Source organism: Aliivibrio sp. S3MY1 (assembly GCF_028765575.1).
Lineage (GTDB): Bacteria > Pseudomonadota > Gammaproteobacteria > Enterobacterales > Vibrionaceae > Aliivibrio.
Map to the genome: position 1 here is coordinate 1 of NZ_JARACO010000006.1, position 25524 is coordinate 25524.

General features: G+C 41.7%; 22 protein-coding genes and 1 pseudogene. 11 read left to right on the forward strand and 12 right to left on the reverse strand.

Annotated elements, in window-relative coordinates:
- Window positions 1–1142 (reverse strand): annotated as a pseudogene (locus PVK62_RS05535) (LTA synthase family protein); the annotation flags it as partial.
- Window positions 1143–1308: 166 nt separating this feature from the next.
- On the opposite strand from PVK62_RS05535, the gene PVK62_RS05540 reads away from it, so the two are divergent.
- Entirely contained in the window at window positions 1309–3282 is a 1974-nt protein-coding gene (locus tag PVK62_RS05540; protein ID WP_274443598.1) for an acyltransferase family protein, read from the forward strand.
- 50 nt (window positions 3283–3332) lie between these two features.
- Here the strand turns inward: PVK62_RS05540 and mutM are convergent, their stop codons facing one another.
- From mutM to radC, 5 genes are all read right to left on the reverse strand, one after another.
- The gene (gene mutM / locus PVK62_RS05545; protein ID WP_274443599.1) at window positions 3333–4145 is read right to left on the reverse strand and encodes a bifunctional DNA-formamidopyrimidine glycosylase/DNA-(apurinic or apyrimidinic site) lyase; all 813 of its coding nucleotides are present in this window, start codon (window positions 4143–4145) and stop codon (window positions 3333–3335) included.
- A gap of 295 nt (window positions 4146–4440) precedes the next feature.
- On the reverse strand, window positions 4441–4896 hold the full coding sequence (locus PVK62_RS05550) for a hypothetical protein (RefSeq protein WP_274443600.1): 456 nt from the start codon (window positions 4894–4896) through the stop codon (window positions 4441–4443).
- 433 nt (window positions 4897–5329) lie between these two features.
- Window positions 5330–5497, reverse strand: coding sequence for a 50S ribosomal protein L33 (rpmG, locus tag PVK62_RS05555; RefSeq protein ID WP_012549068.1), 168 nt, complete (start codon window positions 5495–5497; stop codon window positions 5330–5332).
- 14 nt (window positions 5498–5511) lie between these two features.
- Window positions 5512–5748, reverse strand: a complete 237-nt coding sequence (gene rpmB / locus PVK62_RS05560; protein WP_012549069.1) for a 50S ribosomal protein L28 — start codon at window positions 5746–5748, stop codon at window positions 5512–5514.
- Between the two features lie 195 nt (window positions 5749–5943).
- Window positions 5944–6618 carry a RadC family protein gene (gene radC / locus PVK62_RS05565; RefSeq protein ID WP_274443601.1) on the reverse strand — a complete coding sequence of 225 codons (675 nt, stop codon included), beginning with the start codon at window positions 6616–6618 and terminating at the stop codon, window positions 5944–5946.
- A gap of 216 nt (window positions 6619–6834) precedes the next feature.
- On the opposite strand from radC, the gene coaBC reads away from it, so the two are divergent.
- From coaBC to PVK62_RS05590, 5 genes are all read left to right on the forward strand, one after another.
- Entirely contained in the window at window positions 6835–8055 is a 1221-nt protein-coding gene (coaBC, locus tag PVK62_RS05570) for a bifunctional phosphopantothenoylcysteine decarboxylase/phosphopantothenate--cysteine ligase CoaBC (RefSeq protein ID WP_274443602.1), read from the forward strand.
- A gap of 171 nt (window positions 8056–8226) precedes the next feature.
- The gene (slmA, locus tag PVK62_RS05575) at window positions 8227–8817 is read left to right on the forward strand and encodes a nucleoid occlusion factor SlmA (RefSeq protein ID WP_274443603.1); all 591 of its coding nucleotides are present in this window, start codon (window positions 8227–8229) and stop codon (window positions 8815–8817) included.
- A gap of 21 nt (window positions 8818–8838) precedes the next feature.
- A complete protein-coding gene (locus PVK62_RS05580) occupies window positions 8839–9777 on the forward strand; it encodes a Kdo(2)-lipid IV(A) acyltransferase (protein ID WP_274443604.1) in 939 nt (312 codons plus the stop codon).
- A gap of 36 nt (window positions 9778–9813) precedes the next feature.
- A complete protein-coding gene (greB, locus tag PVK62_RS05585; RefSeq protein ID WP_274443605.1) occupies window positions 9814–10281 on the forward strand; it encodes a transcription elongation factor GreB in 468 nt (155 codons plus the stop codon).
- A 190-nt stretch (window positions 10282–10471) separates the two neighbouring features.
- The gene (locus PVK62_RS05590) at window positions 10472–12799 is read left to right on the forward strand and encodes a Tex family protein (protein ID WP_274443606.1); all 2328 of its coding nucleotides are present in this window, start codon (window positions 10472–10474) and stop codon (window positions 12797–12799) included.
- Window positions 12800–13310: 511 nt separating this feature from the next.
- Here the strand turns inward: PVK62_RS05590 and PVK62_RS05595 are convergent.
- A complete protein-coding gene (locus PVK62_RS05595) occupies window positions 13311–13790 on the reverse strand; it encodes an ATP-dependent Lon protease (RefSeq protein WP_274443607.1) in 480 nt (159 codons plus the stop codon).
- 34 nt (window positions 13791–13824) lie between these two features.
- A complete protein-coding gene (bioH, locus tag PVK62_RS05600; protein WP_274443608.1) occupies window positions 13825–14610 on the reverse strand; it encodes a pimeloyl-ACP methyl ester esterase BioH in 786 nt (261 codons plus the stop codon).
- Window positions 14611–14677: 67 nt separating this feature from the next.
- Between bioH and PVK62_RS05605 the strand changes: the two genes are divergently transcribed.
- Both PVK62_RS05605 and PVK62_RS05610 read left to right on the forward strand, forming a co-directional pair.
- On the forward strand, window positions 14678–15358 hold the full coding sequence (locus PVK62_RS05605; protein WP_274443609.1) for a ComF family protein: 681 nt from the start codon (window positions 14678–14680) through the stop codon (window positions 15356–15358).
- 634 nt (window positions 15359–15992) lie between these two features.
- Window positions 15993–17384, forward strand: coding sequence for a uracil-xanthine permease family protein (locus PVK62_RS05610; protein WP_274443610.1), 1392 nt, complete (start codon window positions 15993–15995; stop codon window positions 17382–17384).
- 248 nt (window positions 17385–17632) lie between these two features.
- Here the strand turns inward: PVK62_RS05610 and envZ are convergent, their stop codons facing one another.
- Window positions 17633–18961, reverse strand: a complete 1329-nt coding sequence (gene envZ, locus PVK62_RS05615) for a two-component system sensor histidine kinase EnvZ (RefSeq protein WP_274443711.1) — start codon at window positions 18959–18961, stop codon at window positions 17633–17635.
- 393 nt (window positions 18962–19354) lie between these two features.
- Window positions 19355–20074 (reverse strand): osmolarity response regulator transcription factor OmpR, encoded by a 720-nt coding sequence (gene ompR / locus PVK62_RS05620; protein WP_122033350.1) that lies wholly within the window; start codon window positions 20072–20074, stop codon window positions 19355–19357.
- A gap of 211 nt (window positions 20075–20285) precedes the next feature.
- Between ompR and PVK62_RS05625 the strand changes: the two genes are divergently transcribed.
- Complete coding sequence (locus PVK62_RS05625; RefSeq protein ID WP_274443611.1) at window positions 20286–21026, forward strand: ParA family protein; 741 nt, start codon at window positions 20286–20288, stop codon at window positions 21024–21026.
- Between the two features lie 31 nt (window positions 21027–21057).
- Here the strand turns inward: PVK62_RS05625 and pyrE are convergent, their stop codons facing one another.
- Both pyrE and rph read right to left on the reverse strand, forming a co-directional pair.
- Window positions 21058–21699 (reverse strand): orotate phosphoribosyltransferase, encoded by a 642-nt coding sequence (gene pyrE, locus PVK62_RS05630; RefSeq protein WP_274443612.1) that lies wholly within the window; start codon window positions 21697–21699, stop codon window positions 21058–21060.
- A 232-nt stretch (window positions 21700–21931) separates the two neighbouring features.
- A complete protein-coding gene (gene rph, locus PVK62_RS05635; protein ID WP_274443613.1) occupies window positions 21932–22648 on the reverse strand; it encodes a ribonuclease PH in 717 nt (238 codons plus the stop codon).
- A 172-nt stretch (window positions 22649–22820) separates the two neighbouring features.
- On the opposite strand from rph, the gene PVK62_RS05640 reads away from it, so the two are divergent.
- Both PVK62_RS05640 and PVK62_RS05645 read left to right on the forward strand, forming a co-directional pair.
- On the forward strand, window positions 22821–23684 hold the full coding sequence (locus PVK62_RS05640; RefSeq protein ID WP_065594457.1) for a YicC/YloC family endoribonuclease: 864 nt from the start codon (window positions 22821–22823) through the stop codon (window positions 23682–23684).
- Window positions 23685–23788: 104 nt separating this feature from the next.
- Complete coding sequence (locus PVK62_RS05645) at window positions 23789–25498, forward strand: hypothetical protein (protein WP_274443614.1); 1710 nt, start codon at window positions 23789–23791, stop codon at window positions 25496–25498.
- The last annotated feature ends 26 nt before the right edge of the window (window positions 25499–25524 follow it).

A 25524-nucleotide genomic window follows, 5' to 3' on the forward strand; every position in this document is an offset into this window, starting at 1 on the left:
CACATACCATTGGTTGCGGTAATAAAAATCGTTTTATACCCTGCGGCTTTATAAGGACGTGCTGCCGCTGCGGCCACCTCTACTTTTTGAGCAGAAGAGTGACTGATAGTAGGAACATTACTTTGCCCTAGCATATTCACTAGTGTATTAATGGTTGCTGAAGTCTCTGCTAAAAAACGCTTGAAGACAAAATCAGACTCAAAAGCAGGTCTTAATGCGCCTAATAAATCATTTTCTGGGTAGTTATCTTCAACGAGAACATTGGTGCCCATACCTTCCATAAGCGCCATAACTACATGAGGTTTATTCTCTGCTAAATAGGCATTATAGGGCGTTGTAAATTGCCCCGTTGAATTACCAACCACCTTGGTAAACTGATCTTCAAGCTCTGCTTTGCTTACTGAGTGGAATTTATTTTGTTTTTTATAATCACTGTTTGCCCACTCCAATGCGATTAATCCATTCGGGGTGATACTGTTAAGCACTTTATAATCAGAGACTTGTGCGTGGTAACGTTTTAGTGGGTGAGATCCTAATGTGCCCCGAGCAAAAAAGAAGATCGTTAAGATCATCGTAATTACCGATAACGTTGTAAGCCCTTTGTATTGTGGCTTCCATCGCCATTGCTGCATTTTCTTCACTGCTATGCGAATTACAGCTGCAAAAATAAATGCCACTATCACGCTACTAATAAATGATAATAAGATCGGGCAATCTGACCACGCATTAGCTAATACCGCTTTGGTATCATCATCTATCAAACCAAAGATAAATACATCAATGTGATTGCCATAGGTAAGATAGTAATAGTAATTACCGATAGAAAAACCAGTAACAAGAAAGAAGATAATCCCTGCGTACCAAGGAATTATTTTTGCAAAGAGGCGATAAGCTTTTGGGAAAATAGCGAGAATCAGACCAATCAGCAGCAATGGTGCAAAACCAATCACTACTATTTTTAAATCAAAGCGTAAACCGGTAAATAGAGCGCGCCATAGATCAGCCCCTCGATGCGCAAGTTCTGCAGTATCGACAATATTAGCTAAAAAGACCAATCGACCAACCGATAATATAATTACTGCAATAAAAATGGATAACCAAATGGCTCGACTGAGTTGTTTGAAATTTTGTTGGAAGGTCATAATGCTCTACTTTATATTTTTAGCAACTCTAATGAAATGTTCAATTACATTAAGGTATAAAAGGGGTAATAGTAATTAATACAAATATTAACAATATTAAATAATCAAAGCCATTACTCCTTTTTACGGTATACTCCGCCGAAATTTACTTAGTACTGAGGTTATAATGGCATCACTAGCCTATCGATCAGATATCAGTGGCTTAAGAGCAATTGCTGTACTGCTTGTCCTTTTATTTCATGTTGGCTTTCAAGGGGTCCCTGGTGGCTTTGTTGGCGTGGATGTATTTTTTGTCTTATCTGGGTTTTTAATTACGTCTATTATTAATAGAGATTTAATTAATAATACATTTACTTATCGCGATTTTTATCTAAAACGCATTAGACGAATTCTACCTGTTTTATTATTTGTTCTCGCAACTACATGTATCATGGCTTGGTTTGTCATGTTTCCTGGTGACTATGAGCGCTTAATGCAGGGCGCTGGTTTATCCTTTCTGTCTTTTAGTAATTTTTATTTTAATAATATCACCGATGGATATTGGGGAACAAAAGCAGAGTCAATTCCATTACTTCATACTTGGTCATTATCTGTAGAGGAGCAATTTTATCTATTATGGCCTGCGATTATGATCGGGCTATTTGCGTTTATTTCTCAACAATTTCATCGTTGGATTTTACTCGGGGCAACGTGCGTTTTATTGCTGCTTTCTGAATATATCTCTATTTATGATCCCAATTCAGCGTATTATTTACTTCCTGCAAGAGCTTTTGAACTTATTATGGGAGCGACGTTAGCTCTGTTTTTACCAAAAATGAGGAAGATAACTCCCACCGTTAACCATCTTTTATCTCTTATTGGTTTTGTCGGCATCATATTCACAGCATTGACCTTAAGCAAAAGTGATGTCTTCCCTGGAGTTAATGCCGCCATCGTTTGTTTTTCTACCGTCTTAATATTGATTTCAGGTAAAGATGCCGATAATCAAGGGGTTGTAAATCGATTATTATCCAATCCTGCATTAGTTTTTATTGGGCTAATTTCTTACTCTCTCTATTTATGGCATTGGCCAATAATTGGATTACTCAACTACATGGCTGTAGATAAAACAGTGCCTGTACAGTTTGTTATTATTTCTTCCTCTATCTTGCTCTCTATCTTTACTTATTATGCTATTGAGCAAAAATTCAGAGCCGTTTATATATTCTCTTTTAAAAAGACGGCGATTATCTTTCTCGGTATTCCATTTATATTATTGGCAGCATCTATTATTTATGTCAAAGAAACCAATGGAGCGGCACATCGCTTTTCCTCACAAGGAGATGCATTAATCAATACGTTGCTTTCTCAAACCTATTCAGATTGCAGAGCACCGTACTGCTCTAAATCGTTTGAAAATAAATTATCAAACCGTGTTAATGATGCTGACTTTCTTGTTATTGGTGATTCTCATGCTGAGTCATTAGAGGGCTTTGTTAATGTATTAGCCAATGATGCCAATAAGCGTGGAGCGGTCTTATCTCATGGGGGGACGCCTTTCTTAATTGGCGTTGAACGATTTGATATAGGAAGAGATGCGGTTCAACCGAGCTTCTCTCAAAAAAATAAAGACAAGTTCGATGCTATAAAAACATTTGAGGGTGACACGGTTATTATGACAGGCCGCTACTCACATTATCTTCGTGAAAATAGTGGTGATACTTTTTATTATGAGGGGGATAATACTGAGCATGCGACATCCGTTCGGAACTTTAAACACAGCTTTGAAGAAACTATCAAACAAATTATCGCTCTCAATAAACGTCTTATTATTGTAAAAGATGTACCTGAGTTTGATATTGACCGTGCTCGCTGCCCTGTTTTAAATGACATGCTTGGTATTGAGTTAAACTGTATGGAAAGCATGCCTTTATCTGACGTATTGGAACAAAGAAAGGTAATTTTAGATTTCTTCGAATACATTAAAGTTACCTATCCAGAAGTTTATTTCATTGATATGAAAACGCTAAGTTGTGATTCGACATCATGTTATTTAGATAAAAATGGGATCCCTTTGTACCGAGACAGTAACCATATTAATTACATCGGTGCGAAAACATTAGGTGACGTATATTTAAAAACCAATAAAAATCCACTTTAGGATGCAGCCCCTGATTGATGTTAATTAGGGGCTTCACTTCTACTAAGTAGTCATCTTACCTGGCACTTATCACACCAAAATGTATTTCGTTGTCCTATTTTCTCTTCTTGGATCAATGACTGACAAATTAAACATGTCTTTCCTGCTCGCCCATACACATGCAACTCTTGTGCAAAATAGCCGGGCTTACCATCGACTTGGTTAAAGTCTTTTAAGGTGGTTCCGCCTTGCTTAATTGCAGTTTCAAGTACGTTTTTTATTTCACTCACGAGTCTTTGTATTTGCTTTGGCTTCAATGTACCTACTGGTGTCTTAGGATGTATCTTTGCCATAAACAATGATTCACTGGCGTAGATATTGCCCACCCCCACCACAACAGCGTTGTTCATAATAAACTGTTTTACGACCGTTTTTTTATTCTTCGCTTTTTCTGCTAAATAGTCCGAATTAAATACATCGGTAAGTGGCTCTGGACCAAGTTTAGCAAGTACATCATGTGATACGCCTACTTCAGAATATAACCAAGCACCAAACTTACGCGGATCGTTGTAACGAAGAAGTTTGCCGTTATCTAATACAAGATCGACATGATCGTGTTTTACTGGCGGGATCGTCTCATCAAGTATTCGTAAACTTCCTGACATGCCAAGATGAATAATTGCTGTGCCTTCTGGGGTATCTATCATTAGATATTTAGCACGACGGCGGATAGATTGAATTCTTTGCCCTACGAGTTTTTGTAGCTCTTGTGGGATCGGCCAGCGCAGTTTTTCTGTTCTGACTGTGATCGCTTTGATAGTTTGACCTTGTAGGTGCGGAGTTATGCCTAAGCGACTGGTTTCGACTTCTGGTAGTTCTGGCATTTTTAATCCTTTTAAAAATAAGGTTTCAGGTTTCAGGTTTCAGGAAGATCAAAAGCGACTCCCCCTGAATCCTGCAAGCGCAGCGTCCTGAAACCTAAAACATTACCACGTCAGTCACGCATGCTCTTATAGTTTCTAGTTAGCTAAGCGTATAGTCTCTAGTTATTTACTAGCAACCCCTCCCAACCTCCCCTTAGATTGACTTTATCAGCCAAGTAACTATGCCGATAAAGGGGAGGAGCTATAAGCGAGCACACCTGAATCCTGCAAGCGCAGCGTCCTGAAACCTGCTCTTCTATCTAAACAAATACTCTTCTTTTGCACTCACCGCTATCCATTCCCCTTGCCAGTTCTGCATCATCCAGAAATTCGGCGCTTGGTAAATCGTCACACGCTGCGGCTCTTCTTGATTTTCTAACCATACTTCTACTGTACTTGGTGCTGATAACTTAGTTTTTAGTACTTTCACTGACTCTGTATTTAGTACTGTACCTTCCAGAGTAAACCAATGCTCGATAAGTTTAGTCTCTTTCTCTGACGTATCGGAAACAAGATCATAATCTGCAAAGTGCATTTTTTGGATAGCGTTAGCACCTTCAAACAAAGGCTGTACACCTGTTACTATTTCTACTTGTTGTTTTGGTTCAAGTAAGTAGGTTTTGATTAACTGTGGGGCTTGTAGTACGCCAATAAAGAGTAATACAAAGATGATCAACATGTTGTTGTATTTACGGCGTGATGGTTTTTTCATTTTAAATCCTTTTTTAAAAGCAGAGTTCAGAGGTGAACGTTGTGATTTCAGCGTATGATATTTGAAACGAGAGACTATACGCTGCGCTAACTAGAAACTATAAGAGAAAAAGCAAGTGCCTCTGAATTCTGCAAGCATAACGATCTGAACTCAAGCTCTAGCTCTACTGCTTTTGATCTTATAGGAGCGAAGCGGTCTAGTTAGCGCAGCGTATAATTTCTAGTGCTTTACTAGCAACCCCTCCCAGCCTCCCCTTAGATTGACTTTATCAGCCAAGTAACCATGCCGATAAAGGGGAGGAGCTAGGAGCGAGCACACCTGAAACCTGCAAGCGAAGCGTCCTGAATCCTGCTTTTACTGCTCTTCCGCGCAAAAAAAAACCCAGCAACAAGGCTGGGTTTTCAATATATCAAAGTTATAATCAGTAATCGAATTACTTGATTTTAGCTTCTTTGTAAAGAACGTGCTGACGTACAACAGGATCAAATTTTTTGATCTCCATTTTACCAGGCATGTTACGTTTGTTCTTATCAGTTGTGTAGAAGTGACCAGTGTTAGCAGTTGATACTAACTTGATTTTCTCACGTGCGCCTTTAGCCATTTTTCAGATTCCTCTTAAACGTTCTCACCACGAGCACGCATTTCAGAAAGAACGACATCGATGCCTTTCTTATCAATGATACGCATACCTTTAGCGGTAAGACGAAGTTTAACGAAGCGTTTTTCGCTTTCTACCCAGAAACGATGAGTTTGTAGGTTCGGCAGAAAACGACGCTTGGTGGCATTTTTTGCGTGTGAGCGGTTGTTACCAACTGCAGGACGCTTACCAGTTACTTGGCATACTCGGGACATTGCTGTCTTCTCCAAATCGTTTCAGCTCGATATCACCTTGGTGGCAAAAAACCACTAAAAATTTCAGATGAAATTAATAATTCAAGGCTATCAAAGGTCGCGCATTATACTAACTGAATGCGCATTGCTCAAGACCCAAAGGGATCCTTTTTACTATTTTTTGTGTTTTTTTTATCCAATCGGTCAAAAAAACACTCAAATCCATCCTCTTTCGGCAAAAGAGACGATTTCTCCATCGCCAATCACAAAATGATCGAGGACTCGGATATCAACCAATTCTACTGCATCTGAGATACGTTTTGTTATCCTTCTGTCAGCTTGACTTGGCTCTGCGACACCTGATGGGTGATTATGCGCTAAAATGATGGCGGCTGCATTATAATCTATCGATCTTTTTACAACTTCTCTTGGATAGACCGCTGCGGCATCAATTGTACCTTCAAATAAAACCTCCCCTTTTAGCACTCGATGTTGATTATCAAGAAAAAGAACATAGAAGGCTTCTCGATGCCGATCTCTTAATATTCGAGTTAAATAACGCTTGGTGTGTTCAGGACTGGTGATCGCATCTTCTTTTTCAATTTTTTCCAATAAATAGCGTTCTGTCATTTCAACCACGGCTTGCAGCTGAGCAAATTTTGCCGAGCCTAATCCTTTATGGCTGCAAAATTCATCTTCATTTGAGCCCAACAACTTTCTTAAAGAACCAAATTCTTTTAATAACTTATCAGCCAATTCAATTGCATTCATTCCCTTAATGCCGGTGCGAAGGAAAATAGCTAACAACTCAGCATCGGTTAATGATTTTGGCCCTAGGGCGAGTAACTTCTCTCTTGGACGGGATTCCTCTGGCAGGTTCATTAAAGACATAAATGGCTCAGGTAATGATTAATATTTACACAGGTTACAATCAATTCTCTGACCTTACCTTTCTCTCTCCCTAGCCTTCGACCAACTTCAAAGCTTGATTGCAATTATGTTTTTGCTCATTTACTTACATCAAGAGATTGAAGTGCATCACTCTGAAAAAAAATTATGCTATGGTTAGCGCATTAATAGTGAATCACTTAAAAGGTAAGTCGCGTCATGGCATCTCTCTCAGGAAAACGTATTCTTCTTGGTATTAGTGGCGGCATTGCTGCTTATAAATGTGCAGAGCTCACTCGTCGACTTATCGAGCATGGCGCTGAGGTTCGTGTTGTGATGACAACCGCTGCCAAAGAGTTTATTACGCCTCTGACAATGCAAGCCGTCTCTGGTCACCCTGTTGCTGACAGTTTATTGGATCCTGCGGCAGAAGCGTCGATGGGGCACATTGAACTGGCTAAATGGGCTGATATTGTATTACTTGCTCCAGCTACGGCCGATTTAATCGCAAGAATGGCAGCAGGCATGGGTAACGATTTATTAAGTACGTTGGTGCTTGCGACAGATTCTCCTATTGCGGTATCTCCTGCGATGAATCAACAAATGTATGCCAATCTAGCGACTCAGGAGAACATTGCGACACTGGCTCGCCGTGGTATGCATATTTGGGGTCCTGCCGCTGGTCAACAAGCCTGTGGTGATGTGGGTATGGGCAGAATGCTTGAACCTATGGATCTGGTGCATTTGTGTGCCGATTTTTTTCAAAAAGATGAAGACAAACCTCTTTATGGCCAGTCTTTATTAATCACAGCAGGTCCAACTCGTGAAGCGCTTGATCCAGTTCGCTACATCTCAAATCACAGCTCAGGAAAAATGGGGTTTGCCATTGCAGAGGCTGCTGCGCAATTAGGAGCAAAAGTCACTTTAATTAGTGGCCCGGTAGGTTTAGCTACTCCTGCTAATGTTGAACGTATTGATATTGAAAGTGCTGAACAGATGCATAATGCCGTCATGAGTAACGCGTCATCCCACTCACTCTTTATTGCCTGTGCTGCGGTGGCTGATTTTAGACCAAGCCAAGTTGCTACTCAAAAAATGAAGAAAACCGCCGATAATGACGGTATGACTATCACAATGGTGAAAAACCCTGATATTGTGGCTTCGGTTGCCGCAATGGCTGAACAACGCCCATTTACGGTTGGTTTTGCTGCAGAAACGCAAGATGTAGAAAAATATGCACGTAGTAAGTTAGAGCGTAAGAATTTAGATATGATCTGCGCTAATGATGTCTCCATTCAAGGTCAAGGCTTTAATAGCGACAACAATGCGCTTCATCTGTATTGGAAAGGCGGCGATAAAGCTTTACCGTTAACGGCGAAATCAGAGTTGGGTAAGGCGATTATGTTGGAAATAGTTGAAAGACTAGAGACTAGAGACTAGAGACTAGAGACTAGAGACTATAAAAGCAGAATTCAGATCGGTCGCAAGCTCCCTTGCAGAGTTCAGAAATGATCGCTGTAATAGCAACGTTCTCCTCTGAACTCTGCAAGCGAAGCGATCTGAACTCTTATAAAAACAGCTCTTAAAAATAAAAAAGACAAAGGAACCACAATGACGACAACAAAAAAAACAAATCGTCGTGATGAAATATTACAAGCGTTAGCACAAATGTTGGAATCAAACGAAGGTGCTTCACGCATTACTACCGCAAAACTTGCTAAACAAGTTGGCGTTTCTGAAGCGGCGTTATATCGCCACTTTCCAAGCAAAGCAAAAATGTTTGAAGGCTTGATTGAGTTTATTGAAGACTCTTTATTCTCTCGTATTAATCGAATTATTGAAGATGAAAAAGATACCTTAAAACGCATTGAACTATTATTAAAACTTCTACTGGCGTTTGCTGAACGTAATCCGGGATTAACTCGAATTATGACAGGCCACGCATTGATGTTTGAAAATGAGCGTCTTCGCGAACGTATTAATCAAATCTTCGAACGTATTGAACTGCAATTTAAGCAGATATTACGTGAACGTATGATACGTGAAGGTAAAGCATTCCCTGTTGATGAGGCAATCCTAGCCGCTCAACTTGTTGGTCAAATTGAAGGCTGCTTCTGTCGCTTCGTGCGCTCTGATTTCAAATACCAACCAACCGCAAACTTTAATGAGTATTGGGCGCTATTAAGTGCTCAGATCCAATAGTTTTAAAAAATTAGGTTTATGATGTCAAAGTACCCAGCTCCGCAATTTTCTACCGCCCTTCTTCACCCTAAATATTGGGGTGTTTGGTTTGGGTTTGGTTTATTGTTCGCTACCGTTACTCTCCTTCCTTATAAGGCAACCAATAAGCTTGGTCGAGCGATTGGATTATTAGGCTTGAAATTAGGTAAATCCCGAGTGCATGTAGCACGCCGAAATTTAGAACTCGCTTTTCCAGAAATGGCATCATCAGAGCGTGAAGCCATTATTATTGAGAATTTTAAAAACTCAGGATTAGCGATTTTTGAAACCGTAATCGCATGGGTCTGGCCCCATTGGCGTATTGAAAAGCATTTTAGTTTTGAGAATAAACAACACTTGCTTGATCTTGAAGCCCAAGGACGAGGCGTACTTGTTGTTTGTGTACACGCATTAAACCTTGAGTTAACTGCACGCGCCTTCTCTCTAGTTGCACCGGGTTATGGTGTTTATCGCCCACACACTAACCCTGCATATGATTTCATTCAATACTGGGGCCGCACTCGCTTTGGTAACCGTATGGTAGATAGAAAAGACGTAAAAGGCATGCTGCGTGTATTACGAAAAGGCGAGCGTCTATGGTATTTACCTGATCATGACTATAACCGTAAAAACTCGGTATTTGTGCCTTTCTTTGCCGTAAAAGATGCGTGTACTACTGCTGGTACAGGGGTTTTAGTTGATGCGAGTAAATGTGCAGTAGTTACTGCTTCAAGCTTTAGGACTTACAATAATTATCATCTACAAATTGATAATGATATTAGTGCTGATTTTCCAAGAAAAGATGCGGTCGGTGCTGCCACTGTAATGAATAAAGCCATTGAAAAGGTTATTTTACGAGGTCTTCCTCAATGGATGTGGCTACATAAGCGCTTTAAAACCATGGAAGATCCAAGCATTAAGAAAGGCATTCGCTACGATTAATCGGGTGTCGCTATTTCGGAGTTGAACTAGGGAAAGATGAAAACCAATTTAATTACCCGTGAGGGATTCAACAAGCTACAAGATGAACTCACGTTTCTATGGAAGGAAGAGCGCCCCGAAGTCACAAAAAAAGTGACTTGGGCGGCAAGCTTAGGTGATCGCAGCGAAAACGCGGATTACCAATACAATAAAAAACGCCTGCGTGAAATTGACCGCCGTGTGCGCTATTTGCGTAAGCGTTTGGATCAAGTCAAAGTCGTTGATTACTCCCCCCAACAAGATGGCAAAGTCTTTTTCGGTGCGTTCGTTGAGATTGAAAACGAACAAGGCGACACCCTCTCTTTTCGCATTGTCGGCCCAGATGAAATTTTTGGCCGCCACGATTACATTTCGATTGATTCTCCTATGGCACGAGCGCTGATCAAAAAAGAAGTGGATGAAGAAGCGATTGTAAAAACACCCGAGGGGGATAAAGAGTGGTTTGTGAACTCGATAAAATACTAAAAACTATACGCTGCGCTAACTAGAACGCTTCGCTCTAGAAACTATAAAAGAAAAAGCATGAACCAATTAAAACGGTACTTCCCAAACTAGTCACATATGCTCTTATAGTTTCTAGTTAGTGAAACCTATAGTCTCTAGTTAAAACAAACAGCCCCATCACACGCTTTTAATTAATTAAAAAAGAATCAAAATGATAATAAATATAATTGCTAAAGAACTTAACGTTCGCCCTCAACAAGTTGCCGCTGCTGTTCAATTGATTGACGAAGGCAGCACTATTCCATTTATTGCTCGTTACCGTAAAGAAGTAACAGACGGTTTGGATGATACTCAACTTCGCACACTAGATACGCGTTTAACTTACTTACGTGAATTAGATGATCGTCGTAAAACGATTCTAAAATCGATCAAAGAGCAAGAAAAACTGACGCCTGAGCTAGAGCGTGAGATTTTAGATGCCGACAGCAAAACTCGTCTTGAAGATCTGTACTTACCTTTCAAACGTAAGCGCCGAACTAAAGGTCAAATTGCCATTGAAGCAGGTATTGAACCACTGGCTGATTTATTGTGGACTCAACCTGAAAATACCCCTGAAGATGCCGCTCAATCGTATGTGAATGCAGATAATGGCTTTGCTGATACCAAGGCTGTACTTGATGGTGCGCGTGCAATCTTGATGGAGCGTATGGCTGAAGATGCTAACTTACTAGAGAAAGTGCGTAGCTACTTAACCAGCAATGCAGAACTAAGCTCTAAAATGGTTGATGGCCAAGAACACGCCGGTGAGAAATTTAAAGATTACTTTGAACATAATGAAAAACTAACGCGTGTCCCTTCTCACCGTGCGCTTGCAATGCTTCGTGGCCGTAATGAAGGTTTTTTACAGCTGTCTATCAATGCCGATCCAAATCAAGAAGAAGGCGTTCGCGGCTCTTATTGTGAAATCATCATCGCCAATCATTATGGTATTACTCTAGCTTCTCAACCTGCGGATTTATGGCGTAAACAAGTGATCAGCTGGGCATGGCGCATTAAGATTTTAATGCACATGGAAACCGAGTTAATGGGGGCATTAAAAGAGCGCTCTGAAGATGAAGCAATTGATGTATTCGCGACTAATCTAAAAGACTTATTAATGGCAGCACCTGCGGGTCTGAAAACCACATTAGGTTTAGATCCGGGCTTACGTACTGGTACTAAAGTCGCAGTGGTTGATGCAACAGGTAAAGTATTAGCAACTGATACGATTTACCCTAACCAACCTCACAACCAAATTGCTAAATCAGCACATACGATTGAACATTTAATCAAAAAACATAATGTTGATTTGATTGCGATTGGTAACGGTACCGCTTCACGTGAAACTGATGCGTTTGTTGGTGATTTACTAAAACAATCAGGTTTATCGGCAACCAAAATCATCGTGAGTGAAGCAGGAGCATCTGTGTACTCGGCCTCTGAATTAGCCGCAAAAGAGTTCCCTGATTTAGATGTATCGATCCGTGGTGCGGTATCTATCGCTCGTCGCTTGCAAGATCCACTGGCAGAGCTAGTGAAAATTGACCCAAAAGCGATTGGTGTAGGCCAGTATCAACACGATGTTAGCCAAAGCCAATTAGCGAAGAAGCTAGATGCGGTTATTGAAGACTGTGTAAACGCCGTTGGTGTTGATGTAAATACGGCCTCTTCTGCATTATTAACGCGAGTTGCTGGTTTATCGACGACGATTGCGCAAAATATCGTTGATTACCGTGATGAAAATGGCCGTTTTGAAAACCGTACCACATTGAAAAAAGTGGCGCGTTTAGGGCCAAAAGCGTTTGAGCAATGTGCTGGTTTCTTACGAGTAATGCATGGTAAAAACCCACTGGATGCCTCAGCGGTTCACCCTGAAGCTTACCCTGTCGTAAAATCTATTGCTGAGAAAAACAATAAAGCGATTGATGCGATTATTGGCAACACTGAGTTCTTACGCTCGGTTGCTGCCAATGACTACATCAGTGCTGATTTTGGTTTACCAACGGTCACTGACATTATTTCTGAGCTTGATAAGCCGGGTCGAGATCCTCGTCCTGAGTTTAAAACAGCGACCTTTGCTGATGGCGTAAACACGGTATCTGATCTTGAATTAGGCATGATATTGGAAGGTGTGGTATCTAACGTGGCGAACTTTGGTGCGTTTGTTGATATCGGTGTTCACCAAGATGGTTTGGTTCATATCTCGGCCCTGAGTGATACGTTTGTTTCTGACCCACGTGAAGTGGTTAAAGCCGGTGATATCGTAAAAGTGAAGGTGATGGAAGTCGATGCTCAACGTAAGCGTATCGCCTTAACTATGCGTTTAAATGATCAGCCTGGGGAAGATAACCGCCCTCAGCGTCAATCAAATAAACCACAGCAGCGTAATGATCGTAATGAGCGTAATCAAGCGCCAAGACAGCAGCGTCAAAACAACGATACTGGTAACGCGGCGATGGGTGGTGCATTTGCTGCGGCGTTTGCGAAGGCGAAGAAGTAGGTTTGAGGAACGAGAAAAGGTTTCAGGATTCAGGACTCAGGAAGAGCAGAAACTATACGCTTCGCTGACTAGAGACTATAAGATCGTGTATAGCTAACGTGGTGATAACTTGGGTTTCAGGACGCTACGCTTGCAGATTTCAGGTGTACTCGCTTTTGAACTTCCTGAAACCTGAGACCTGAAACCTCGCTTTTACTTTTATAGAAGCGTAGCGATCTAGTTAGCGCAGCGTATAGTCTCTAGTTTCAAATCTTGCATGCTGCAACCACAGCGACAAAGAATGGTTCTCCCCCTTTATCGTTATTGCTATGAGATCGATGTAGTCAATACAAGGGGGAGGAACAGTATTATGAACGCTGTAATTACAGCGATCACCTCTGAAATCTGCAAGGGAGCTTGCGACCGATCTGAACTCTGCTTTTGAACGTCCTGAAGCCTGAGACCTGAAACCTCGCTTTTTGCTCTTATAGAAGCGCAGCGATCTAGTTAGCGCAGCGTATAGTCTCTAGTTTCAAAGCACCGCCAATATATCCGACGGATTATTTGGCACTACCGCTTTATCATAATGAAAACTGATCACACTGCGACGGCGAACCATCCTTCCCATCTCAGCCAGTTTTTCTAATAACTCTTTTGGTAAATTGAAACGCATGGTGTAACCCGTGCCCTCGCCTTGCGCATAGGTATCTAGTGATAACAATCTAGCCAGTTTTGCTAAATCATCATCAATGTCATACAGCGTTCCGATATGCGGTTTTGAGTCTTCTTTTTCTTCCACCACATCATAACCAGGATGTTCGGATGGCTCCCACGAATCACGTTTATGTTGTTTATCATCACCTTTGATCGCTTTTTCAGACGTTGTCTCACTCATCTTTGTCGTTGCCACAACAGGCTTTTTAACGCGATTTTCACGTGCTACTTGTTCTGTTGGCAAATTAACAGAGGGGGCAATCAGCGGCATGCTAACACTGTTAAGTGAAAAGTTCATAAAGCGTTTCCTTATCGTAACACTGAGGAGAAAGTTAAATTAAAAACTCATCTTCCGGCTGTAAAAAACGATGTAACTCAGCGATAAATTCATCACTGTGCGAAATAAAAGGAGCATGCGAGGCGTGTTCAAATACGACCTTAGTCGAATGAGGGAGCAAGGAATCCATATCTTGAGCAACTTTAATTGGCACTAAACCATCTAATCGACCATACATTCTGCATACTGGCATTGTTAATTGAGATAGACTCTCTCGTAAGTCTATATCGGCCAAAATCGTTAAACCTGTAGCTAAAGCACTCGGATTTGGTGCAGGTCTTGAAAGTATAGCGCGTTTTACTTGTTTAATATCTTGCTTAGCGTTTGGACTCCCCATCGCTTGCAATGCCATAAAGCGCTCAACGGTTAAGGTGAAGTCCTCTTTTAGCTGCTCAGTAAATTGGGATAACACAGCAGGCTTTATTCCTCGCCAGCCTTTCTCTGCGGCAAATCGAGGGGAGCTTGCTACGGTAATTAATTGACTCACACGAACTGGTGCCGTTAATGCGGCTTGAGTGGCAATTAATCCACCAAGAGACCATCCAAGCCACGCGGCTTTTTCTGGTGCTTGAGCTAATACTTGCGTCACCATCTCATCAAAATCAGCACTGCCAAGATCTGCACTGTGTCCGTAGCCTGATAGGTCAACGCTATGAACTCGGTACTGTGCGCTTAGCTTCTCAATAACAGGCTGCCACACTGCACCATTCATTCCCCATCCGTGAATGAGAACCAGATCGGAACCTTCGCCTGCCGTTTGCCAATAAAGAGGAGTTGTCATCTACACTGCCTATTTGTGTTCAAAAATAATGGATGGTTAAGTGTTCATCAGGTTACTGCGAAGGTCAATGCAAAAGTTAGGGGTTAGCCATTGTGATTATTGCAATTTGGCGATGCCACCCTCTACAACCATTTGGTGCCAGAACTGTATTGATTTAATCCCTAATGTTCCTCGCTGCCAGCAATGTGGTTTACAAACCGAACATGAAACCGACGTCTGCGGTGAATGTTTATTACAGCCACCACAATGGGATCGCCTATTTTGTATCAGTGATTACTCTGAGCCTTTAAAGGAGTACGTCAGCAAATTGAAATATGCTCAACACTTTTGGTTAGCACGGGATTTAGGCGTTCTTTTAAGTGGGCACATTACAGAACCAGCTCCGCTGATCATCCCTGTTCCTTTACATTGGAAACGATTTTGGTGGCGATCCTACAATCAAAGCGATTTATTAGGATGGACGTTAACAAGGGAATTCAATCTTGAAAAAACAGTGACTCGCTGTGACACAAAAATAGTAACAAGAGTTAAAGCGACTCGTCCTCAGCAAGGATTATCTCGATCTTTTCGTCAAACAAACTTACTCGGTGCATTTAAGGTGATGAAACCGATCAATGAGAAACATGTTGCGATTGTGGATGATGTGGTGACTACGGGGGCAACGATTAATCTGTTGTGTGCGGAATTGAGAAAGGTGGGGGTTGAGCGGATTGATGTGTATGCGGTTTGTCGGACGGGGCGAAGTTAGGGGCTAGGGGCTATACGCTATGCTAACTAGAGACTAGAACGCTGCGCTTCTATAAGAGCAAGAGCTAAGAACTAGAATTCAGATCGCTTCGCTTGCAGAGTTCAGAGGTACTGGCTTTTAGCTCCTCCCCCTTACTAAGGGGGAGGCTGGGAGGGGGTCAAGAACTAACAGCGTATAAATTAAGTTAGCTATGAATTCAATTCCAACTTCATCGTAATGACCCCTCCCTAACCCTCCCCTTATTAAGGGGAGGGAACTGTATTGCGCACACTGCAAGCAAAGCGATCTAAATTCTAGCTCTCCACTTTTGATCTTATAGAAGCAAAGCGGTCTAGTTAGCGCAGCGTATCGCCTCTAGTTTCCTCATACTCTGCAATCACAACGATCCCCTCTGAACTCTGCAAGGGAGCTTGCGACCAATCTGAACCCTGCTCTTAAAAAACCACAAGCAAACGATTGCTTTTTACTTTTTTATCTATAGAATCCTGTCCCAATTGATTAAGCACTCATTTAATCAATCAACCCCAATAGAGATAGGTTCTGATTAACAGCAATCACAGATTGACGCCTTCTCACTTCATGTTCCCATTCAGCGAACCATGAAGACAACGTTATACAATTAGGAATATCGGCCATGACCGTTAAAAATAACACTACAAAACCATCTGAACTGATTTATCAATTAGATGAGCGTCCACCGCTACCGCACACTTTATTTGCTGCACTTCAGCATTTATTGGCGATGTTTGTCGCGATTATTACTCCCTCTCTGATCATTTGTCAGACGCTTGGTGTTCCTGCAGCTGAAACAAATACCATCATTAGTATGTCTCTGTTCGCTTCTGGTATTTCTTCTTTTATTCAAATCAAAACGTTCGGTCCAATTGGCTCTGGTCTTCTTTCTGTTCAAGGAACAAGCTTCAATTTCTTAGGTCCTATCATTGGTGCAGGCCTAGCACTTAAAGCCGGCGGTGCTGATGTCCCAACCATGATGGCCGCCATTTTTGGTACTATCTTAGTGGCTTCGACTGCTGAAATCTTCTTATCTCGCGTGCTTGAATACGCTCAAAAAATCATTACTCCATTAGTGTCTGGTATTGTTGTTACTTTAATTGGTTTAACGCTTATCCAAGTTGGCCTAGTGTCGATGGGTGGTGGTTACTCTGCAATGGGTGATGGCACATTTGGTAGCTTGGATAAACTGGCGCTGGCTGGTACGGTATTACTTATCATTGTGGTTCTTAACCGCTCTACTAACCCTTACCTACGTATGGCTTCTATCGTGATTGCAATGGCTATCGGTACAATCGCGGCATGGGCAATGGGTATGCTTAATACCAATATGGCTCACGACGCTGAATTAATCGCCCTGCCAATTCCAATGCAATATGGCTTAAGCTTTGATTGGTCCCTGTTTATTCCTCTGGTTCTGATTTTCTTAATCACTGCACTAGAAGCAATTGGCGATATTACGGCAACGTCAGAAGTATCAGGCCAACCGGTAAAAGGGCCTGTGTATATCAAACGCATTAAAGGCGGTGTATTAGCCGATGGCATAAACTCAGCCATTGCTGCCGCGTTCAACAGCTTCCCTAACTCAACCTTCAGCCAAAACAACGGCGTTATTTTGCTAACCGGTGTTGCTAGCCGTTACGTTGGTTACTTCATTGCGGGTATGTTAGTTATCCTTGGTTTATTCCCAGGTGTTGCAAGTATGGTTCAAGTGATCCCTGAGCCTGTACTTGGTGGTGCTACGATTGTGATGTTCGGTACGATTGCGGCGGCAGGTGTGCGTATTATCTCTCGTGTTGATCTAGATCGTCGTGCAATCCTAATCATGGCAATGTCTTTCTCTATGGGGCTTGGTCTGGCACAAAAACCTGAGATTCTTCAGTTTATGCCTGAGATGATTAAAAACATCTTCTCATCAGGTGTAACTGCAGGTGGTGTGACGGCGATTCTTCTTAATATTATTCTTCCAAGCAGTGAAGTGTTTGAAGAAGAGAAAGAAGATGCGAAGATCTAAGGGTAGAGGCGAGAAAAGAACTAGAGGCTATACGCTGCGCTAACTAGAGACTATAAAAGCATGTATGACTGATGTGGTGATATTTTAGGTTTCAGGGCGCTGCGCTTGCAGGTTTCAGGTGTACTCGCTTTTGATCTTCCTGAAACCTGAGACCTGAATCCTCGTTTTTTGCTCTTATAGGAGCGAAGCGGTCTAGTTAGCGCTAGCGTATAGTTTCTAGTTCTTTTGCTGAACCCTGCTCTTAATCTCTATCTCCCCAACGGCAACTCTACCTGAACTTTCAAGCCACCTTCTCTACGGTTCGACAAGCTCACTTCGCCTTGATGCTGACCGACAATACGTTTTACTATCGCTAAGCCTAAACCCGTACCTTCACTTCCACGAGCAGTATCACCACGAGTAAAGGGTTCAAATACCGATTCTAATTGCGCTTCATCAATACCGGGACCATTATCTTCAATAATAATCCATGCGGTTTTATGGTCAGCAGAAACGCGAGTAGATACAGCAATCCAATCACCACCATAGCGGATCGCGTTCACAACTAAATTAGTGACGACTCGTTTAATCGCAATCGCATTACCATGAACAGATTGAGGTATATCTACCAAGTTGGTTTTGATCTCACGCTCATAGCCCCCTTCAGCTAAAATCACCTCATTAATGATGGTGTTAATATCCACATCGATGAAATCTTGTTTTGCTACCGGTTTGAGATAATCCATGAACTGTCCGATGATCTCATTACACTCTTCCGTATCTTTAATCATACTTTCAGCGAGATAATCATCTTGTGGCGACATCATCTCTGTTGCTAAACGAATGCGTGTTAATGGGGTACGAATATCATGGCTCACCCCAGCCATTAGTAATGCTCTGTCTTGCTCTAACTGCTGAATTCCTTTCGCCATCTGATTAAAGGCCCGAGTCACTGCTTGAATTTCTGATGCACCTTTTTCTGGTAGTGGTTCTGGGATCTCACCTTTACCGACTTTACGTGCGGCAGTTTGTAGTGCCATTAATGGTCGATTTTGAATACGTATAAACGCCCACCCTCCGAGGATCACTAATAAGGCGATAAATAGACTGTTTCTAAATAAGGGGGCAAAGTCTTCTTCTTGCAGCTCCGAAAGCGGGATCCGCATATAAAACTCAGGCATCGCTTCCGTCTTCATCCACAGAACGTAACTGTCTGCTCCTAGGATCAAGCGTACCTCTGTTGGTGACTCTAACTCCCGAGTCATCTCTTTACTTAAAAATTCAACGGGGCTCGCTTGGTAATACTCTCTCATTTCAAGATCATGTTCATCATGAATACTGACACCAAGCTGCTCTAGTAATTGACGGCGTAATGGTTGGTCTAATTGAATATTTTCACCATCTTCAAGCGTGACATCTTCCGCTAACATTAAGCGCACTTCATAAGCCAAAATACGGTTGAACTGTTGCAAACTAGGTAAGAGTGCATAGTTAAATACGGCAAGGTAAGAAAACACCTGACTGGCGATAAGAAGGGATGCGAGGAGTAAAAGGGTTCTGGCAAAGGTACTTTTCATGGGAGTTCTCTGTTTGACGATGAATTTGAAGAGAGCTAGAGACTATACGCTGCGCTAGCTAGAAACTATAACAGCGAGTATGGTTGGTGTGGATTTAGGTTTCAGGACGCTTCGCTTTCAGGGTTCAGGAAGAGCAAGAGCTGAGTTCGGTTTCTTTTTGCTCTTCCTGAACCCTGAGACCTCGCTTTTTGCTCTTATAGGAGCGAAGCGGTCTAGTTAGCGCTAGCGTATAGTATCTAGTTTCGAACACTGTTGTTACAGCGACAAAGAATGGTTCTCCCCCTTTATAGCTATAACGATGAGATCGACATAGTCAATACAAGGGGAGGAACTGTATTTTTGACGCTTCAATCACAACGATCGCCCCTGAACCCTGCAAGGGAGCTTGCGACCGATCTGAACTCTGCTTTATCCCTATCCCTCTGCCCCATCCGGTACAAACACATAACCCAATCCCCATACCGTTTGAATATAACGAGGGCGACTTGGATCTTCTTCAATCATGCGACGAAGACGAGAGATTTGCACATCGATAGAACGTTCCATTGCTGAATATTCACGACCACGTGCCATGTTCATCAACTTATCACGAGACATAGGTTCACGCATATTGGTGACTAATGATTTAAGTACCGCAAATTCCCCTGATGTTAGTGGCATCGGTTCTTCGTTACGGAACATTTCACGCGTACCTAGGTTTAGGCGGAATTCACCAAACTCAACCATTTTATCTTCGGCGCTTGGCGCACCCGGAGCTTCAATAACCTGACGACGTAAAACGGCACGAATACGCGCCAGTAGCTCGCGAGGGTTAAATGGCTTTGGTAGATAATCATCCGCACCCACTTCCAAGCCAACAATCCGATCAATCTCATCGCCTTTTGCAGTCAACATTAAAATAGGTAGCGTATTGTTCGCACTACGTAGACGACGACAAATAGACAAGCCATCTTCACCCGGAAGCATTAAGTCCAATACCATTAAGTGAAAGGTTTCTCGAGCTAACAAACGATCCATTTGCTCACTATTAGCTACGCTACGTACTTGAAAGCCTTGCTCTGATAAATAACGCTCTAATAAAGAACGAAGACGAGCATCATCATCAACGACTAAAATCTTATGGTTTTCTTGCATGGGCTTAACCTCAATATATGTCTTATTTCAGTTTACTCGTAACTTTAAGCAATAGAAGTGCTATTTCATAAAAAATGATAGGTAAAATTGTTACTTTTTATGTAACAGCTTCAAACTTTACGTATAGAATAAAGTATTAAGATAGCTTTACATGTCATATTGACTATTTAGTTAATAAAAAAGCATGAGCACGATAGATTGGTGAGTAAATATGTTAGTCGGATATAAACGAGCACAATGCAAAAAGGTTCTGGTTATCAACCGTAAAGGTGGTGCTGGGAAATCAACCTTTGCGATTGCAATGGCATCTTTCTACGCCCATCAAAATGTAAAAACTGAAATTATTGATCTCGATCCTCAAGGTACAAGTTATTTTTGGGGAAGTAAAAACGAGGGGGTGAGAACAACTAAATTTTTGCCGTCATCTAATATTCCTTTTTCTTTAGCTTTGCGATTAAAAGCAGATACTCGAATTACGGTAATTGATTCGCCTTCTAACTTTAGCCAATTTGAAATGGAAAAATACATTTCGATGGTGGATAAAATCGTTTTTCCTGTTCAACCCTCACCGATTGATGTTCACTCAATGTTAGGATTTATTAAGGATTTAATTAAGTCTCCTGCCTTTAAAAACAACGGCGTTGAATTAGCGTTTGTTATTACTCGCTGTAAAGAAAACAATCAAGGCACTGAGTTTGTTCATAAAGTACTGCAGCACATGAAATACCCGTTATTGGGCACCATGTCTGAGAGTCAGGCATATCAAAATATGTTTTCTGAAAAGAACAGTTTTTTGATTAGCCATCCAGAATTAGATAAAGAACTTTGGCAAAATATGAAGCAGTGGCTTGATGTTGATATGACGCCACCACAAACGCCAGATCCAGAAGAAAAACAAGTGGCCGAGCCGAAGTCAGCCACTTATCGTTCTTTACTTAATAAGCGTTATTAATGCCTTTTTTAAGCATTACGTGACTTTGTAATTAAATACCAAACTCAGCACGGTACGCTTTTACTGATTCAAGTTGCTCAGCATTGCCACCTTTCTCTTCTAAGAAAGAGATTAAATCAGTTAAGCTTACAATTGAGATAATTGAGCAACCAAAATCACGTTCTACTTCTTGAATCGCAGATAACTCGCCTTTGCCTTTTTCTTGGCGATCGATAGCAACAAGAACACCAGCAAGATCTGCACCGTTTGCTTGAATGATTTCCATTGATTCACGGATAGCTGTTCCTGCCGTGATCACGTCATCAACGAGCATGATGCGGCCTTCAAGTGCGCTACCCACTAGATTGCCACCTTCACCATGATTCTTTGCTTCTTTACGGTTAAAGCAATATGGCTTATCGGTATCGTGGTGATCTGCTAAGGCTACTGCTGTTGTCGTTGCAATTGGGATGCCTTTGTACGCAGGACCAAATAGCACATCATAATCAATACCTGATTCAACTAATGCTGCTGCATAGAAACGTCCCAAACGCGCTAGATCACGACCGGTATTGAATAGACCAGCGTTGAAAAAATATGGGCTTGTACGGCCTGACTTTAAAGTAAACTCACCAAACTTTAGTACTTCTTTCTCAAGGGCAAATTCAATAAACTCACGCTGGTATGCTTTCATTTTCATTCTCTCTTTTTTGGTATTGTAATATTTAAAATAAAAAACTATACGCTACGCTGACTAGAAACTAGACCGCTTCGCTTCTATAAGAGCAAAAAGCAAAGGGTTCAGGTTTCAGGAAGGTCAAAAGCGAGTACACCTGAAACCTGCAAGCGTAGCGTCCTGAATCCTAGAGCTCAGCTCTTAAAACACATAAAAAAATAGCCCCTGAATTAGGAGCTATAAAAATCAATTATTCGGCCAACGCCGCTTTCTGCTTCTCAATGATATCATTGATGCCCTGTTGCGCCAGAGCCAGCATGTCTAACAACTCTTGGTGAGAGAACGGCGCTTCTTCTGCCGTGCCCTGCACTTCAATCATCTTACCGTCTTCCATCATTACGACGTTCATATCGGTATCGGCTGCTGAGTCTTCTACATACTCAAGGTCACAAATCGCTTCGCCGTTGTAGATACCAACAGAAACCGCAGCAACATGGCCTTTCATTGGGTTTTTCTTCAACTTGCCCGATGCAATCATGTGATTAATAGCGTCGGCTAATGCAACACTTGCGCCTGTGATAGATGCAGTACGTGTACCACCATCCGCTTGGATAACATCACAATCGACCGTGATCATTTGCTCACCTAACGCTTCTAGGTCAACAGCAGCACGAAGGCTACGAGCGATCAGACGTTGGATTTCCATCGTACGACCACCTTGCTTACCACTTGCCGCTTCACGACGGTTACGTGTGTGTGTTGCGCGAGGTAGCATGCCGTATTCAGCCGTTACCCAACCTTTACCTTTGCCTTTTAACCAGCGAGGAACATTTTCTTCAACACTTGCAGTACAAATTACTTTTGTATTACCAAATTCAACTAATACAGACCCTTCTGCGTGCGCAGTAAAGTTACGAGTAAGAGTAATTGGACGGACTTGCTGAGCTGTTCTTCCGCTAGGACGCATGGCAGATACCTTGATTATGACAAATTGTCGGCGATTATACCCAAGTACAAGAATAAAGCATAGCGTCGGTTTCTTTGATAAGCGCCACTTACTTCCTAAAGCGCTTATCTGCTATAGTATGCCCAATATTTTTATTCATCATCCTTCCTATTGATGATTTGAGGACGCTTACATGATCTACAGTATGACAGCTTACGCACGCCGCGAAGTAAAAGGCGATTGGGGAACCGCTGTGTGGGAAATCCGCTCAGTAAACCAACGTTATTTAGAAACATATTTTCGCATGCCGGAACAATTCCGTGGTTTAGAGCCTGTATTACGTGAGCGTTTTCGTAAGCGTCTTGCTCGCGGTAAAGTGGAATGTCACCTACGCTTTGAATCAAACAACGCAGCAAGCAGTGAATTAAGAATCAATGAAGACCTAGCTCGCCAAGTAATTAAAGCAGCACAATGGGTAAAAACTGAATCTGGCGAAGGCGGTATTAACCCTTTCCAAGTTCTGCAATGGCAAGGTGTAATGGAAGCACCAGAGCAAGATTTCGATTCTATCAATAAAGAGCTATTGGCTGAATTTGAACTGGCTGTGAATGATTTTGTTGAAGCGCGTGCAAGCGAAGGCGAAAACATGAAAGCACTGATCGTTCAGCGTTTAGATGCAATCACGGAAGAAGCAGCGAAAGTTCGTGCTCGTATGCCTGAAATTCTAGAATGGCAACGTAACCGTCTGCTAACTAAATTTGAAGATGCGAAAATTGAATTAGATTCTTCTCGTGTAGAACAAGAGCTTATCCTTCTTGCTCAAAAATCTGACGTAGCTGAAGAGCTTGATCGTTTAGATTCACACGTAAAAGAAACAACCAATGTGATGAAGAAAGGCGGCGCTTGTGGCCGTAAGCTTGATTTCATGATGCAAGAATTTAACCGTGAAGCGAACACGCTAGCGTCTAAATCCATCAGCACCGATGTAACAGCATCTGGCGTTGAGCTTAAAGTACTGATCGAACAAATGCGTGAGCAAATTCAAAATATTGAATAACTTTTATTACAAGACTCATTATCAATGATTAACATCAAAAGCCTCTGAAAACAGAGGCTTTTTTTGTTTAAAGATAAATCTTTTGATACATACTAGGAAAATATATGACTACTGATACACCATCATCAATAAACATTTTGTTTGCTGGTGTGATTCACAATATATCTCACTCTTCAACGATACATAATATCCCAAGTCCTGAAACATTTACTCTATTGATTACGACACCATTCGGTCGCCAACAAATCGAAGATTATATTAATATATTATGCAGGAAGGCTTACACGGAGCAAGCTAGCGTTTCTGATGCCGATCTTCATTTGTGGCTTTTACCGGCTATTAACGCCTTAATAACCTGCAATAGCGACCAGTTTCCCTCAGTATATAAAGCATTAACAACCCTAACGGTAACTAATAACACGTTCTTTATTACTCAAAAAGCCCTCATCTATTGGCGTGGATCCATTGATTGCTGGCATTACTTATTGTTAATGATCAGCCATCATTCAGATGGACTACCTGAGCAAATAAAACAGTTATTAAAACAACAACTCGCCATTGGAGACAACTCGACTTATTACCATACTCATCGTAATGAATATGCGAAAAGTGCGCATGTCCCTTATTTTATGCACGCTTTTCTTATCGACAAGCTGTTCACGCAAGGCCAAGGGTATGTTGCCACTTGCCAACGCTTTTCCGACTTACCAAACCGTGCAAGCAGAGTGAAACATCTCAAAGAAAAAATTCACGAATTAAAGCAGCGATTAACCGTCATCTCCAACACCTTAAGTCAAATAGAAACGCCAAGTCATCCCTTACCTCATCCTGAGTTGACTCAATTATCGATTATTTTAGACCTATTGTGCCCACAACCCACCACGATGGATGATGACAGCCAAGAGAAATGGAGAAGGCATTACCACGGACTTCAACAACAGTGCCTCAATATCGCCATTACCATGTTGAATGAACCTAAACTTGCTAGCAATGTATTAAAAGAGGATCTCTTAATTCACCATGATATCAAGACAACAATAAGCGCTCACCCTCTTGAATACCCAACGGATCAACAGGTTTTATTTCCATTAAGTGATCGCCATGTTCAGCAACTTGCGCATCAAACGGTTCGATATGCAAATACGCCATTAAGCGATGCCGAAAAAGCAGAACGAGAATGGGTAATTCAACAGGCATACAGACTGTTTGAAAAGGATGATAGTCACCTAAAATCTGGCAATATTTGGTTATCCGATACGGTACAGTTTTTTGATTTCCATAAAGACGCGTTTCAAACATTAGCTTTTAGCCAGGTCACTCAATTAGTGCTAGAACAGGCTCAATGTTATTTTAATCGTCCGCGTTTTCTCGCTTACTCACCCAATGCTGAGTGGCACGTCGCATTACGTAATGCAGATTGGCCAACTTACCCATCAACAGTAACGGGATACGGTGTATTCCCTAATGGCGCTAAAAATATATTACAACGCCCTAACGATCAGAAAAAAGGCGTACACGTTAACGCCAATGATTATCTCGGCATTACATACCATGTAAAAAATCCTGACGATTATCCAATAAGCAACGTAAGTGTCATCAATCAAGTTGATGTATTTAATGAATTTGGGGAGTGCGTTTTCTCAGACAAATGGTCGGATTTAATGGTGCCAAATAAAACCAATTTTGTGCTTTATGTTATGGAGCCAGCAGAATCCTATCGTGGTGTTTGGCGCTTTCGTAGTTGGTATGGCGAGCAGTGCTTATTGCAACAGTGTTTCTTTGTCGATCCAACCCATCCTGTCGCTACACACTAAATGATTCATTACTCATCAAAGTATGC

Bases quoted from the DNA above. Each gene is read 5' to 3' on its own strand.
- PVK62_RS05610 (WP_274443610.1), top strand. From the start codon at position 15,993: ATGACCGTTAAAAATAACACTACAAAACCATCTGAACTGATTTATCAA.
- pyrE (WP_274443612.1), bottom strand. From the start codon at position 21,699: ATGAAAGCATACCAGCGTGAGTTTATTGAATTTGCCCTTGAGAAAGAA.
- PVK62_RS05590 (WP_274443606.1), top strand. From the start codon at position 10,472: ATGATAATAAATATAATTGCTAAAGAACTTAACGTTCGCCCTCAACAA.
- bioH (WP_274443608.1), bottom strand. From the start codon at position 14,610: ATGACAACTCCTCTTTATTGGCAAACGGCAGGCGAAGGTTCCGATCTG.
- PVK62_RS05580 (WP_274443604.1), top strand. From the start codon at position 8,839: ATGTCAAAGTACCCAGCTCCGCAATTTTCTACCGCCCTTCTTCACCCT.
- PVK62_RS05540 (WP_274443598.1), top strand. From the start codon at position 1,309: ATGGCATCACTAGCCTATCGATCAGATATCAGTGGCTTAAGAGCAATT.
- ompR (WP_122033350.1), bottom strand. From the start codon at position 20,074: ATGCAAGAAAACCATAAGATTTTAGTCGTTGATGATGATGCTCGTCTT.
- greB (WP_274443605.1), top strand. From the start codon at position 9,814: ATGAAAACCAATTTAATTACCCGTGAGGGATTCAACAAGCTACAAGAT.
- PVK62_RS05640 (WP_065594457.1), top strand. From the start codon at position 22,821: ATGATCTACAGTATGACAGCTTACGCACGCCGCGAAGTAAAAGGCGAT.
- PVK62_RS05605 (WP_274443609.1), top strand. From the start codon at position 14,678: ATGCAAAAGTTAGGGGTTAGCCATTGTGATTATTGCAATTTGGCGATG.
- rph (WP_274443613.1), bottom strand. From the start codon at position 22,648: ATGCGTCCTAGCGGAAGAACAGCTCAGCAAGTCCGTCCAATTACTCTT.
- rpmG (WP_012549068.1), bottom strand. From the start codon at position 5,497: ATGGCTAAAGGCGCACGTGAGAAAATCAAGTTAGTATCAACTGCTAAC.
- coaBC (WP_274443602.1), top strand. From the start codon at position 6,835: ATGGCATCTCTCTCAGGAAAACGTATTCTTCTTGGTATTAGTGGCGGC.
- mutM (WP_274443599.1), bottom strand. From the start codon at position 4,145: ATGCCAGAACTACCAGAAGTCGAAACCAGTCGCTTAGGCATAACTCCG.
- radC (WP_274443601.1), bottom strand. From the start codon at position 6,618: ATGTCTTTAATGAACCTGCCAGAGGAATCCCGTCCAAGAGAGAAGTTA.
- slmA (WP_274443603.1), top strand. From the start codon at position 8,227: ATGACGACAACAAAAAAAACAAATCGTCGTGATGAAATATTACAAGCG.
- rpmB (WP_012549069.1), bottom strand. From the start codon at position 5,748: ATGTCCCGAGTATGCCAAGTAACTGGTAAGCGTCCTGCAGTTGGTAAC.
- PVK62_RS05595 (WP_274443607.1), bottom strand. From the start codon at position 13,790: ATGAACTTTTCACTTAACAGTGTTAGCATGCCGCTGATTGCCCCCTCT.
- PVK62_RS05550 (WP_274443600.1), bottom strand. From the start codon at position 4,896: ATGAAAAAACCATCACGCCGTAAATACAACAACATGTTGATCATCTTT.
- PVK62_RS05645 (WP_274443614.1), top strand. From the start codon at position 23,789: ATGACTACTGATACACCATCATCAATAAACATTTTGTTTGCTGGTGTG.
- PVK62_RS05625 (WP_274443611.1), top strand. From the start codon at position 20,286: ATGTTAGTCGGATATAAACGAGCACAATGCAAAAAGGTTCTGGTTATC.